Source organism: Bacteroidia bacterium (assembly GCA_019695265.1).
Classification (GTDB): Bacteria; Bacteroidota; Bacteroidia; order JAIBAJ01; family JAIBAJ01; genus JAIBAJ01.
This window is the reverse complement of the sequence record JAIBAJ010000001.1, coordinates 1-12,266: the sequence shown is the minus strand read 5'-3', so window position 1 is coordinate 12,266 and position 12,266 is coordinate 1. Positions and strand designations below refer to the sequence as shown.

Annotated in this window: 14 protein-coding genes and 1 tRNA gene; 7 read left to right on the top strand and 8 right to left on the bottom strand. The window is 39.4% G+C overall.

Features of this window, described 5'->3' with window-relative positions:
* Window positions 1-52 precede the first annotated feature (52 nt).
* A complete protein-coding gene (locus K1X82_00075; GenBank protein ID MBX7180479.1) occupies window positions 53-748 on the top strand; it encodes an ABC transporter ATP-binding protein in 696 nt (231 codons plus the stop codon).
* Here K1X82_00075 and K1X82_00070 read toward each other — a convergent pair.
* The 3 genes from K1X82_00070 to K1X82_00060 are packed head-to-tail and all read right to left on the bottom strand — an operon-like array spanning window position 745 to window position 2,574.
* Window positions 745-1,116 carry a hypothetical protein gene (locus K1X82_00070; protein ID MBX7180478.1) on the bottom strand — a complete coding sequence of 124 codons (372 nt, stop codon included), beginning with the start codon at window positions 1,114-1,116 and terminating at the stop codon, window positions 745-747. The genes K1X82_00075 and K1X82_00070 overlap by 4 nt on opposite strands.
* Before the next feature lie 3 nt (window positions 1,117-1,119).
* Window positions 1,120-1,848: an FkbM family methyltransferase gene (locus K1X82_00065; protein ID MBX7180477.1), complete on the bottom strand. Its 729-nt coding sequence runs from the start codon at window positions 1,846-1,848 to the stop codon at window positions 1,120-1,122.
* Window positions 1,849-1,884: 36 nt separating this feature from the next.
* The gene (locus K1X82_00060; GenBank protein ID MBX7180476.1) at window positions 1,885-2,574 is read right to left on the bottom strand and encodes a phospholipase; all 690 of its coding nucleotides are present in this window, start codon (window positions 2,572-2,574) and stop codon (window positions 1,885-1,887) included.
* A 73-nt stretch (window positions 2,575-2,647) separates the two neighbouring features.
* Between K1X82_00060 and K1X82_00055 the strand changes: the two genes are divergently transcribed.
* The gene (locus tag K1X82_00055; GenBank protein ID MBX7180475.1) at window positions 2,648-4,312 is read left to right on the top strand and encodes a glycerol-3-phosphate dehydrogenase/oxidase; all 1,665 of its coding nucleotides are present in this window, start codon (window positions 2,648-2,650) and stop codon (window positions 4,310-4,312) included.
* A 411-nt stretch (window positions 4,313-4,723) separates the two neighbouring features.
* Here the strand turns inward: K1X82_00055 and K1X82_00050 are convergent, their stop codons facing one another.
* The 5 genes from K1X82_00050 to K1X82_00030 all read right to left on the bottom strand — a co-directional run bounded on the left by K1X82_00050 (window position 4,724) and on the right by K1X82_00030 (window position 8,019).
* Window positions 4,724-5,095 carry an SRPBCC domain-containing protein gene (locus K1X82_00050; GenBank protein ID MBX7180474.1) on the bottom strand — a complete coding sequence of 124 codons (372 nt, stop codon included), beginning with the start codon at window positions 5,093-5,095 and terminating at the stop codon, window positions 4,724-4,726.
* A 79-nt stretch (window positions 5,096-5,174) separates the two neighbouring features.
* On the bottom strand, window positions 5,175-5,639 hold the full coding sequence (locus tag K1X82_00045) for a DUF4920 domain-containing protein (GenBank protein MBX7180473.1): 465 nt from the start codon (window positions 5,637-5,639) through the stop codon (window positions 5,175-5,177).
* A gap of 24 nt (window positions 5,640-5,663) precedes the next feature.
* Window positions 5,664-6,107 carry a nucleoside deaminase gene (locus K1X82_00040; protein MBX7180472.1) on the bottom strand — a complete coding sequence of 148 codons (444 nt, stop codon included), beginning with the start codon at window positions 6,105-6,107 and terminating at the stop codon, window positions 5,664-5,666.
* Window positions 6,104-7,573 (bottom strand): phytoene desaturase, encoded by a 1,470-nt coding sequence (gene crtI, locus K1X82_00035; protein ID MBX7180471.1) that lies wholly within the window; start codon window positions 7,571-7,573, stop codon window positions 6,104-6,106. Before crtI ends, K1X82_00040 begins: the two co-directional genes overlap by 4 nt.
* Before the next feature lie 68 nt (window positions 7,574-7,641).
* Entirely contained in the window at window positions 7,642-8,019 is a 378-nt protein-coding gene (locus tag K1X82_00030; protein ID MBX7180470.1) for a hypothetical protein, read from the bottom strand.
* A 121-nt stretch (window positions 8,020-8,140) separates the two neighbouring features.
* Between K1X82_00030 and K1X82_00025 the strand changes: the two genes are divergently transcribed.
* From K1X82_00025 to K1X82_00005, 5 genes are all read left to right on the top strand, one after another.
* Window positions 8,141-8,551, top strand: a complete 411-nt coding sequence (locus K1X82_00025; protein ID MBX7180469.1) for an OsmC family protein — start codon at window positions 8,141-8,143, stop codon at window positions 8,549-8,551.
* Between the two features lies 1 nt (window position 8,552).
* Window positions 8,553-9,725, top strand: a complete 1,173-nt coding sequence (locus tag K1X82_00020) for an amidohydrolase family protein (GenBank protein ID MBX7180468.1) — start codon at window positions 8,553-8,555, stop codon at window positions 9,723-9,725.
* Between the two features lie 4 nt (window positions 9,726-9,729).
* The gene (gene deoC, locus K1X82_00015) at window positions 9,730-10,635 is read left to right on the top strand and encodes a deoxyribose-phosphate aldolase (GenBank protein ID MBX7180467.1); all 906 of its coding nucleotides are present in this window, start codon (window positions 9,730-9,732) and stop codon (window positions 10,633-10,635) included.
* Window positions 10,636-10,737: 102 nt separating this feature from the next.
* Window positions 10,738-10,810 (top strand) — tRNA-Phe (locus K1X82_00010).
* 107 nt (window positions 10,811-10,917) lie between these two features.
* Window positions 10,918-11,865: a hypothetical protein gene (locus K1X82_00005; GenBank protein MBX7180466.1), complete on the top strand. Its 948-nt coding sequence runs from the start codon at window positions 10,918-10,920 to the stop codon at window positions 11,863-11,865.
* Window positions 11,866-12,266: the final 401 nt, after the last annotated feature.

The window sequence follows — 12,266 nt, the reverse complement described above, 5'->3', positions numbered from 1 at the left end:
TATTGCCAAAATCCCATTTCTGAATAGAGTACCTTAGTGTGTTTAAATTCTCATGATTAAGCTTCAAAACCTGAGTAAAATTTATCAAACCAAGGAAGTAGAAACCATAGCCATTTCTGAAATTAATTTAGAGGTGAGGCAAGGGGAGTTTGTAGCTATTATGGGACCTTCCGGTTGTGGTAAATCTACTCTGCTGAATATTATTGGGATGTTGGACAGACCAAGTTCCGGTGAATATTTTTTCCAAAATCAAAATGTAGATATTCTTTCCGAATCTGCTCTTACTAAATACCGTAAACAAAACCTGGGTTTTATTTTTCAGAGTTTTAATTTAATTGATGAATTAACAGTGTTCGAAAATGTTGAATTGCCTTTACTATATCTTGGTTATTCGGCAGGTGAAAGAGCTGTTATGGTTGATGCAGTATTGGATCGAATGCATATGATGCATCGCAGAAACCACCTTCCTCAACAACTTTCAGGAGGGCAACAGCAACGAGCCGCTATTGCCAGAGCTGTTGTTCATCAGCCTACCTTAATTCTGGCAGATGAACCAACAGGAAACCTCGATACCACCAATGGAACGGAGATTATGAAACTTCTAACAGAATTGAATGATCTTGGTACAACTATTATTATGGTTACTCACAGTGAACGAGATGCTGACTATTCGTCAAGAATAATTCGGTTACTCGATGGGCAAATTTTGCATGAGAATTACCTGAATTGGGATAAATCAGTTTTTTAAATTACTTTTTGAATCAGACCACTAAGTTTGAAACTAAGAATTCCATCCATTTTCGTAAGGTTGAATTCTATTTTGGTTCCATTTTCATCCGTCTTCAATTGATATTCAAATCCTAATTTAGAATCTGTTCTGGGATCTATTACAGATAAAAACTTGATGGATTTGGATTCTATAATTCTCCATGTGCCTCCTAAACTCTTTGAAACCAATTCTTCGCACATTCGAATCATGGTAACTCCGGGCACCACCGGTTCGCCAGGGAAATGCCCTTCAAATATCGGGTTTCTTGGATTTAGATCAATGGTTCCTTTCCCAACGGAATCATTGACGTCGATAGATTCAATAGTATAAAAATCTCCTTCTAGCATGATTTAGGGGAAGGCAACAAATGCATATTCTTTGTTCTCCTGATAAATATTAATAAAATCGTTTCTGCTCAATTTTTGTTTTGTTTTGGTATAATCTCCCAATAAACAAATATGTAAACCATAGGAGTGCAATAAATCAAACAAATCCTCCGGTTTGGTTCCATAATAATCACTTGCCCCCAACCCACAATCAAAAATGACAACGGGTTTGTGTTTTATTAATATTTCTCTGGCTCCTTTGAATACATTGTATTCTGCCCCTTCCACATCAATTTTAATCAGGTCAATTTTTACATCCAATGGCACCACTTCATCTAGTCGTTTTACCTGAACAGGAATTTCTTCAATTTCCGGATGGGCAACTTTGTACTGCCTTTTCCTTAAACCGCTGTAGGCAGGAGCATTCTTTACAATGTTAAAGGTGGCCGTGCCATTTTCTTCGGCAAGTGCTAAATCGAAAAATTGGGCCTTACTGCCATAGTTTTTTAATAAATTCTCGTAAAGGTAAGGAATGGGTTCAAAACAAAAATGCTTGCCATTCGGTGAAAATTTTAATATTATATCTAAAATCTCTCCTTTGTGGCATCCTACATCAATACTGTTAGAGTCAGGTTTCAAGGTCGACTGTATCACCTCCCTGGTATATTTGTCGTACCGCTGATTTTGGGTTATTATTATTCCCAAATTGTCCAATACGTACTTCGCAAACTGGCGCAAATCGACAAAATTCATGAACTTCTTACAGGTATTTGGGGGCGAAAGTAGTGTTTAATCTGCTTCTTGTTCTATTTCTAAAAGCTTATTTAAAACTTCCCTGATTATTTCATGTTTACCCTCGAAAGTGGTCACCCTAAAATCTATTCCGGCTTGCTCCATCCATTGGGTTATTTCCTCTGCATTAATCCAGGATAGGTATTCGTCTTGTTTCCCATATACTACATCAACTTCGTAACCATGAAAACGGGAACCAAATTCCTTTAGGTCAATGTCGGGAGGGAAGGTGCCTGCCCACATCACCATGCGTTTGGGTTGTACCTTTCCATAAGCTACCCACCTGCATAAGGTTGAACAACCTTGTGAAAATCCGAAAACTTTTACCTTCACTTCTTTTCCAAGTTGACTTATTACCTGATCATGTAAAGAATCCAGATAGTTTACATAATCCTTTATTTCTGCCTCCCGGTCTTCTTTGGTCATCCAGGTGGCACCAATTCGACTATCCGGAGTGGTTCCTTCCAAATAAAATTTGGATAGTCCTTCCGGTGCAACAACCAAATGGGTTTCAGGATTAAAATGGCTGAAATGCCGAATGAAATACTTCGCCAACTGACCGTATCCATGAATAATAAACCAAACTTCTCTGGTTTTTGCTGATGCATTTCCATGAATAAAATACCTGGCGGTTTTTGAAACAACTAAATGCTTTTCTTCTGCCATACTATGTTTTGAACTTGTCACCAAAAATACGTTCAAAAGTAGTAGGAATGAATAGGCAGGAAACCTTGCTTTTCGCATCTTTGCATACTTTTTTATGACGCACTTGGAAACACCTCGTTTTTCTTCAGCAAATCGTTCTGATTTTGTTCAGCAACTGTCTTCCCAAACCTTTGATGTTTTGGTTATTGGCGGAGGCATTACCGGGGCCGGGATTGCCTTGGATGCCTCGGCTCGGGGTTTAAAAGTTGCTCTTATTGAAAAACAAGACTTTGGTGCAGGAACAAGTAGCCGAAGCACTAAGCTTATTCATGGAGGTTTGCGTTACCTCAAGCAGCTTGAAATTGGGCTGGTTATGGAAGTTGGTCGGGAAAGGGAAATAGTTTACCGAAACGCTCCTCATTTGGTAATTCCTGAAAAAATGCTCTTGCCTGTTATTGAAAATGGATCCTTGGGTGAGTTTTCTACCTCTATTGGACTCTATGTATACGATGTATTGGCAGGTGTTAAGGCTGGTGAACGTCGAAAAATGCTTTCGAAAGAGCAAACGCTGAATCAGGAACCTTTGCTTCGTAAAACAATTCTAAAAGCCGGCGCCTTGTACACCGAATATCGAAGCGATGACGCCAGGTTGGTAATTGAAAATATGAAGGAGGCTGTTAAAAGAGGCGCCATTTGCTTAAATTATGCTCGTTGCCTTGGGTTCGTCTATGATCAAACTAAGTTAAATGCAGCCAAAGTTCAGGATCAAATTACAGGTGTTGAATTTGAAATTAAGGCAGATTATATTATCAATGCTGCAGGACCCTGGGTTGATGAACTTCGTGAGTTGGATAATTCCAGAAAAGGTAAACGGTTGCACCTTACCAAAGGGGTTCATATCGTTTTTCCTTTCGAGAAACTGCCCATACAACAAGCCATGTATTTCGATGCACCCCTTGGTCGTATGGTTTTTGCAATACCTCGAGATGGTTGCACTTACGTCGGAACTACCGACACCAATTATACCGAACAAAAAGAAAGACCTGCAGTTACCCAAGAGGATGTTGCCTATCTGTTAAAAGCAGTGAACGATATGTTTGAAGGGGTGCAGGTAAATGAATCGGATATTATGAGTACCTGGTGTGGTTTGAGGCCTCTCATTCATGAAGATGGTAAATCGCCTTCTGAATTGTCGAGAAAAGACGAAATATTTGAGTCTTCATCCGGTTTATTGTCCATCGCCGGGGGTAAATTGACCGGTTATCGGAAAATGTCGCAACGTATTGTAGACAAGATTTTTGCACGAATTTCGGAGCGAAAAGGGTTGCCATTTGTAGCATGTTCAACCCACCAAATAGCATTGGCCGGTGGATTTTCTTCTAAACAGGAGGTGTTGGAGTTTACCGAAGTTCTGTTTGGGGAGGCTAAGCAAGTGGGCTTTTCTTACCCTATTATTCAAAAATTGGTAGGTAAATATGGGAAAAATGCAAGACAAATTATTGAAATTGCTTATAATTTGGCCAGAGAAATTCCCGTTTCGGAGGATTTGGCTTTGATAGCTGAACTTAGTTATGGCATGAACGAGGAAATGGTTTGCACGCCAAGCGATTTTTTTATTCGACGTTCGGGTATGCTTTATTTCAATCGCCCTCAGGTAAAGGCTAAGCGGGATTCTGTAAATTCTTGGTTATCAAATAAATCGTCTATTCCTTCCGACTTTCTGAAGCAGGCTGAATCAGAATTGGATACCGAAATTCAATCGGTACTGGATTTTATTTAGAATTTATTTTTTGAGTATGATGCGGGCCCCCTTCCGCCCAATTAGTTTTTGTAAGATTTTCTGGTGGTTTGCAATGGGCGTTCGGGTCACGCTTTCGCCTGTAGTCCTCGCCCCCCGAGGCTAGCGCCATCGGGGTTCTGTGGGCTACTTGTCTCAATCGTTGCCCGACTAAACCCAAACAGTTGTTTTTTGCACGAAAGTTGGGGTTTCCGTCGGGCAGGGATAGAGCCAGGTACCCCACAGTACCGAAAGGCCTTAGCCTGAAGGGACGAGGAGTACAGGCGATAGCCCGTCCTTTTCGCCTGCTTTTCATTCAGGAAATTGCAAACTATTGGTGGCGAAAAGGGCCCGCCAAATAAAAATTAATAAAAAAACCGGCAATCAACCGGTTCTTACAGAGGATAGTAAGTTTTACAGCCCAATGGCCTCCATCAAATCTTCAATTTGCTTATTCCACAACTCCTTAGTTTCATTTTTTTCGTCGGGATCTACAAAGTCAACAACTAATAAGGCAACATCCTTGGTGAGATCATCCACTTTTATTTTAAACTCCATAAAGGTGTGGTCGGGTTTATTGGCGAATCGAAACTTAACATGGTCATTTTCCTTCATTCCAAGTAATTTAGCTACTTCGGTGGTTCCATCCCAGTCGAAGGTATAACTATCCTTGGTTATTTTAACTTTCTTGGCGAACCATTGCTGCAAACCTTCATCTGTGCTAATCATTTTGTAAAGGATGCGAGGCGAGGTTTTAATTTCGTACTCCAATTCAATCTTTTCCATCAGTTCAAAAACTTATTGGATGCCAAGGTACGAAATTATTCCATGTAGTAAAAATCCTGTTGAAAGTCAGGTGGTTGGATTACTTTAGTTTCACTCCGCTGGCTTCAAAAACCATTTCAATTTTGGGTTCAGTAATTTTTTCTATTTCTTCTTTGGATTGTCCATCATCTTCGGCAAAATGTTTTAATTCTTCCACGGAAGTGGTATCCATGGATGCTTTTCCATGGATAATGGCTGTTTTTCCTTTACTATCTTTAGGTACAAAAAAGGCATAATCTTTAAAGGTAATTCTAACATCTTCACCCCCCGGATTTTGTAATGTCATCCAACATCCTTTCACTTGGCAAACTGCTGATACCGGTGCAGTAACAGTAGCCTCTACCGGTCCACCGGATTTCATTTTTTCATTCAGTTCTGCCAAAGAAATAGGTGCGGAATCGTCAAATTTTTCTCCAATAAAATCGGAAGCTACTACTTCTTTGTTAGGGTTAGAATTGCAACTAAAGAGGATGGGGAAGGCTAAAAGGTAAATTGCTTTTTTCATTTTTTAAATAAGTGTGTTGTAAAATTATGATCTTTTTTTCTTAAAAAAATCCTTCATTAGTTTTCCGCATTCATTTTCCAAAATTCCTTTGCTGACTTCTGTTTTGGGATGTAGTGAAAAGTTTTGTAAATGAGTATATCCTTTGCGGTTGTCGGATGCCCCGTACACGATTCTTCCAATTTGAGACCAGGTCAATGCCCCTGCACACATTACGCAAGGCTCTACAGTAACGTACATGGTGCATTCAGGTAAGTATTTTCCACCCATGTAATCAGCAGCGGCTGTAATTGCTTGCATCTCGGCATGAGCAGTTACATCATTTAGACGTTCAGTAAGGTTATGGCTTCGGGCAATAATGGTCCCGTTACAGACAACAATTGCACCAATAGGTATTTCATCAAGTGCAAATGCTTTTTCAGCCTCTTTTAAAGCCTGACGCATGAAATAAGTGTCGTCGTATTCAATCATCCGGATTTTTCTTGAACCAATTCGGCCGCAATTTTTCCGGACAGCAAACACAAGGGCATACCTGCGCCCGGATGAGCACTGCCTCCACAAAAGTACAAACCTTTTATGCTTTTTTCAAAATTTGCTTGTCTTAAAAATGCCGACCATATACTATTGCTGCTGTAACCATAAACACTGCCAAATGCTGAATTGTATCTGCTTTCTATTATTCTTGGTTCAAGATGTTCTTCAACTTCTATCAAAGGTTCCAGGTCTGTTTTAAGCATGCGGTTTAACTTGGAAAGTACATTTCGACGGATGTTCTTTAGCAATTCATCCCAATCTTGTCCATTCAAATGCGGAACAGTAGTCATAACAAACCAATTTTCTTTACCCTCCGGTGCATCTCCTTTAATCTCTTTGCTGGTAATATTGACATAAACGGAGGGGTCGTTATACACCTGACCTAAATCAAAAATATGTCGGTATTCTTCTTGACTATTGCCACTAAAAAACATGTTGTGTAAATTTAGTTCCGGAAAATTGCGATTTACTCCCCAGTAAAAAACCACCATAGACGATGACCGTTGATGTTTTTGAATATTGGAGGGGAATTTCTCTTTTGGTAGTAAGTGTTTCCATGTATTCCAGGCATCTGCATTTGAAATAATAGCATCACCAAGTACCTTTCCTTCAGAAATTCGAATGCCTTTGGCCTTACGTTCATGAACAAAAATTTCGCTTACCTTTTTATTGAAATGAAATTTTACACCTTGTCTTAATGCCAAATTATACAAACTATCCACAATTGCATGAATACCATTTTCTGGAATATACATTCCTTCGTTTAATTCGAAATGAGGAATAACACTTAATGTTCCGGGTGCTACGTAAGGGTTGGAACCATTGTAACTGGCATATTGGTTGAAAAGTTGAACCAGTTTGGGGTTTTGAAAGGAGGAAAGATGATACTGGTTTAAGCTTTGAAAGGCTTTAATTTTTCCAAAATGTAAAATTCCGTAGGTGGTTTCCTTGTTGAAATAGTTTTTTAATTGGTGTAAACTACGCTCTAAAAAAACCGGCGATGTTATCCTGGCAATATCTTCAGAGCGTTGAAGGTAAGCAAGCAGTTGGTTTTTATCAATTCCAAGACTTTTGGAAAGTGATTCGGCAGTTTTATAGCGATCGTTATAGGTTTGAAGAATGGTGCCATCTTCAAAAAAGTACTGAAATATTTTTTCAGGTTTCTTAACTCGAAAATGAATATCGGCATTTTCTCCACACAGTTCAAAGAGCTGTTGGATGAATTCCGGTTTAGTTAAAACCGAAGGACCTAGGTCAAAACGGTAATCGCCAATCCATTTGGTTTGTAATTTACCCCCCGGGGTAGCTTGAGATTCATAAACATCTACATCCCAACCGGCCTTTCGTAAACGAATGGCACAGGCCAATCCTGCTAAACCACTACCAATGATGATTGCTTTCAATACCTTTGTTTTGAACAACAAAGGTAAATTTACAGTTTAATACCGGATGGATGAACAAATGGATTTTCTTAAATCCCAAGATTGAGGTATTGGCTTCCAATTCCAAACCAATCCCATTTTTCAATAAAATAGAGCAAAGTGCAACCGCTTCCCATTATTACTAGCGGCCAAATCAAGTGTTTACGGTACGATTGGAAAAATGTGAAATGGTAAACCAATAATACTATCCAAATGATAGATCCCAAACTCCAGGCAACTTTCCAGGTGCACATGGTAAGTAGAATCAAAATTTGATTTTGGAAAATCTCCCCTAAACCCAGGCAAATGGTCCAAACAAATGGGTAAAGACTAAGAGCCACTAACATTTTAATGCCGTAATTAACGTCCAGAGGACGGGAGGAAGTAGAGCTTAGGTGGTTCATTTTTCTTGGTTTTGGGTAAGTCATAACTAGGCCATTTTGATATTATTGTGTTACCCTTAAAAAAAAATCTCCATGCTGAATTTGGCAGTTTCATTGATCCAACTTGCCAATCAAAATTTATCTTTGCTTCCAAAATATAAACCATATGAAAAGACATGCAACCGCCCATTGGGAAGGCAGTGGAAAAGAAGGCAAAGGCACACTTTCTTCACAAAGCACAGTATTGAACAACACCCAATATTCTTTTTCGAGCCGGTTCGAAGAAGGTGTGGGTACAAATCCAGAAGAATTAATTGCAGCAGCCTTGGCCGGTTGTTTTACCATGAAACTGAGTTTTGTACTGGGGGCGAAAAGTTTCACTCCGAATACCTTGGATACCCGGGCAGATTTAACATTTGAAAATGGGGCAGTTACTGGTATTCATTTAAAGCTGGCTGCTTCGGTTGCGGGCATTTCCAATGATGATTTTCAAGCAGCGGCTTTGGAAGCTAAAGAGAATTGTCCAATTGGCAAATTGTTAAACACTTCCATAACCTTGGAAGCTATATTGGTGTAACTTGGTAAGGCGTTTTAGTTCCGATTTCATTTTTGATGGATCGGTTATGCATGAAAATGCGGTTTTGACGGTTACATCGGAAGGAGAGATTGTTTCCATTTCGGAAAATACCGGCCATGTGGATCAGGTTGACTTTTTTCCCGGAATTCTTTGTCCGGGTTTTATAAATGCGCATTGTCATTTGGAATTGAGTCATCTAAAATCAAAAGTTACCGCTGGAAAGGGTTTGGCTCAATTTGTAAAGGAATTAGTACCTAAGCGCCTGGGTCCTGGTTCTGAAATTGATGCAGCTATTAAAGCCGCCGAATCAGAAATGATAAAAAATGGTATTGTAGGGGTTGGGGATATTTGCAATAGCGAAGCCACTTTTCCAACAAAAGCAGTGAGTTCGATTCGATATCATTCTTTTATGGAAATTTTTAGCCCTGATCCAAACAAGGCAAGCGCTATGCTAGATCATGGTAAAACTTTGGAACGTAGGATGAAGCAAATGTATCCAAGAGCCCAGGTTTCGGTAACTCCACATGCTCCATATTCGGTTTCGGATAAGTTGTATGCTTTATTGTCAGAGTATTGTTATACTTCAGAATTTCCAATATCAATTCATAACCAGGAGACTCCAAGTGAAGATGATTTTTTTATGAGTGGTACAGGTGAGATGTTTGAATTAATGAAGGCTTTTTATCCAGGAATGGTTAATTTTATTCCAACCGGCTTCCGTTCTCTACCTTCTCATGTGGTAAAATTGCCGAAATGCAACCCGGTATTACTTGTACACAACACGAATACCACAGCTGATGACATTAGTAGAGCTATGCTTTACACTAATCAACTTTGGTTTTGCCTGTGTCCAAAAGCAAATTTGTTCATTGAGAACAGGCTGCCCGATATGGAGGTTTTTATGGGTTTTTCGAACAAGGTGGTTATAGGTACAGACAGTTTAGCATCGAATGATGGACTAAATGTTTTAGAGGAATTAAAGACAATAAAGCTCAATTTTCCACAGATTAATACAGAGGAATTGCTAAAATGGGGCATTTTTAATGGCGCAGAATTATTTGGTTGGAAGGATTTAGGAAGGTTTGTTCCGGGTGCAATTCCGGGAGTAAATTGGTTGAAGAATGTAGAAAATGGTGAATTAACGTCAAACACAAAAGTGGAAGTGCTACTTTAGCAGCATGCTTACAACACCAATTGATTTTAATACTACTATTCCGATTGACCAAGTTGGAGTAGAGGAGAGGGTGGCACGATTAAATACCCGTAGTATCAAGGCTTCTTCCAAAGTAAGTGGATTAAAGTTAGCCTTGAACATGATTGATTTAACCACTTTAGAAGGTAAGGATACCACCGGCAAAGTTCAGCAAATGTGTTACAAAGCTGCTCACATGCATGATTCTTATCCTGATTTACCTACGGTGGCTGCTGTTTGCGTTTATCCTACCTTTGTCAAAGTAGCAAAAGCGGCTTTACAAGGAACCGGTATCAAAGTTGCTTCCGTGGCTACAGCCTTTCCTTCCGGTCAAAGTTTACGGTCGGTGAAATTGGAGGATACCAAGTTTGCAGTTGATAGTGGTGCTGATGAGGTTGACATGGTTATTTCGAGGGGGCAATTCTTAGCAGGAGAATACAACTATGTTTACGATGAAATTGCTGCAATTAAGGAAGCTTGCGGAAGCGCCCGGCTTAAAGTGATATTGGAAACAGGGGAACTTTCTACCTTAGATAATGTTCGGAAAGCAAGTGATATAGCCATGCATGCCGGGGCAGACTTTATTAAAACCTCGACAGGGAAGATAAGTCCTGCAGCTACCCAACCAGTAACATTGGTGATGTTAGAAGCTATTCGTGATTTTTATGAATTAACCGGAAAAATGGTAGGAATGAAGCCTGCAGGAGGTATTAGTACTGCAAAAGGTGCGCTGCAGTATTTGGTTATGGTAAGAGAAACCTTAGGTCAGGCTTGGTTAACTAATCATTGGTTTAGGTTTGGCGCCAGCAGTTTGGCTAATGATATATTAATGCAATTAGAAAAAGAGCGTTCGGGAGTTTACCAAGGAAAGGATTATTTTTCAATTGATTAGTTGAGTCATCAAGCCGTTTTTTTTTCAATTTTCAAATATTTTTTTGGCTTATTGCAATTTTATTCGATTTAATTCTACATTTGCAGCCCGAAATAAAAACGGGGTGTGGTAGCTCAGTCGGTAGAGCAAAGGACTGAAAATCCTTGTGTCGGGGGTTCGATTCCCTCCCACACCACCTCAAAAAGGCGAATTCTTCATAAGATTTTCGCCTTTTTTTATTGTCATTTTTTTCGTTCCACTCTTCGAAAATATTCCCACTTTTGAAGGCTTTATTGTCTAATTATGGCCCTAACCTTTCATAAAGTTTATCCTTTGGATTATCCAAAAGTCCTTCCGCTTTTGGAAAAATTTGAAACGGCCGGGGATTTAAAAGAGAAATTTCCTCTCCTTTTTCAAACGCATTGGCCTTGTTCGATTGATTTTTGCGGTGTCATGATTCAAGATGAAAACAAGGTGATTGCTTACTTAGGCCTAATTTTTAGTGATCGTATCATCCATGGAAAATCAGAAGTATTTGCAAATCTTACCACCTTAATTATTGATTCTGATTATAGAGGGCAAAAACTAACCCATCGAATTGTACAATACTTGCAATCACTGGGTGATTATTCGCTTACCGCTATAACACCAATCCCAAGTTTATATAGTATGTATAAATCAAATGGATTTAGGGATTTGCAGGATAATAGAGTGGTTTTTTGGAAAGGTTTATTCGGTAAACCGGTTGTAGATTCCTTACTCCTGACCAATTTGGATGAAATAGAGAAGAAATTAACCGGTGAATCTCTCCGTATTTTTAAGGATCACAAAAATTTTAATTGCGATATCTGGCTTTTTTCAAAAGGCAATCAGTCCGCAATGGTGATTTTGAAAAATTTGAAAGGCCAACGGAGAAAGTTCATTACCAATCGTTGGATTGGATACCTAGATTGGGCTCTCCGTAAATTCCTTCGCCTGGATTTCTTTTCAAAACCCATGATTTGTAAGGAAATTCATTATTGCGATAACTATCCTTTCTTAATGACTGAATTAAAGGCATTTCTTAACCTAGCATTCCCCGTTTCACAAGTAGTCGCTATATGCGCAAAAAAGGAACAAGTATTGAAAGGTCGTCCTTCTTATTCTTTTACTTCGGAGTTTTTTCATTCCAGACAAATGTTCTTCTCAAAAACAGTTTCCAACCTAGATTATGATGGGTTATACTCTGAATTATTTGTGATGGATATGTGAAGCCGATTAACCCTCCACAAGAAGGCCTGCTGAAAAGTGCTACCATCATTAATTTTCCATGATTTAAATTCTGTTACGATACCTGTTTGTATTGACTTTTATTGAGAAAAGTGAGGTAAAGGGAGGTTTGAAAATGTTCCCTCTTGCAAAGCTCAATTAGATGCCTTGTCTAGTTGGACTAGCAACTACCTGCATTAGTAGCGCCTCGGGCAACGATAGAGGCAAGTAGCCCACAGGCGCACGCGGCGCTAGCCAAGTGGGCCGAGGACTACAGCCGATAGCGTGACCTGAAAGCCCATACATGTTGTTTTGGGTTTAGTAAAATGATGGTTGGGCGGAAGGGGCCCGCATACTAAGAATTTTAAAATAGAAATGATTCCTTTTGAAGGCCTTTTTCAGTG

Excerpts from the sequence above, each read along its gene's own strand:
- K1X82_00075 (MBX7180479.1), top strand. The coding sequence starts at position 53 with ATGATTAAGCTTCAAAACCTGAGTAAAATTTATCAAACCAAGGAAGTA.
- K1X82_00070 (MBX7180478.1), bottom strand. The coding sequence starts at position 1,116 with ATGCTAGAAGGAGATTTTTATACTATTGAATCTATCGACGTCAATGAT.
- K1X82_00065 (MBX7180477.1), bottom strand. The coding sequence starts at position 1,848 with ATGAATTTTGTCGATTTGCGCCAGTTTGCGAAGTACGTATTGGACAAT.
- K1X82_00055 (MBX7180475.1), top strand. The coding sequence starts at position 2,648 with ATGACGCACTTGGAAACACCTCGTTTTTCTTCAGCAAATCGTTCTGAT.
- K1X82_00050 (MBX7180474.1), bottom strand. The coding sequence starts at position 5,095 with ATGGAAAAGATTGAATTGGAGTACGAAATTAAAACCTCGCCTCGCATC.
- K1X82_00045 (MBX7180473.1), bottom strand. The coding sequence starts at position 5,639 with ATGAAAAAAGCAATTTACCTTTTAGCCTTCCCCATCCTCTTTAGTTGC.
- K1X82_00040 (MBX7180472.1), bottom strand. The coding sequence starts at position 6,107 with ATGATTGAATACGACGACACTTATTTCATGCGTCAGGCTTTAAAAGAG.
- K1X82_00030 (MBX7180470.1), bottom strand. The coding sequence starts at position 8,019 with ATGACTTACCCAAAACCAAGAAAAATGAACCACCTAAGCTCTACTTCC.
- K1X82_00025 (MBX7180469.1), top strand. The coding sequence starts at position 8,141 with ATGAAAAGACATGCAACCGCCCATTGGGAAGGCAGTGGAAAAGAAGGC.
- deoC (MBX7180467.1), top strand. The coding sequence starts at position 9,730 with ATGCTTACAACACCAATTGATTTTAATACTACTATTCCGATTGACCAA.
- K1X82_00005 (MBX7180466.1), top strand. The coding sequence starts at position 10,918 with ATGGCCCTAACCTTTCATAAAGTTTATCCTTTGGATTATCCAAAAGTC.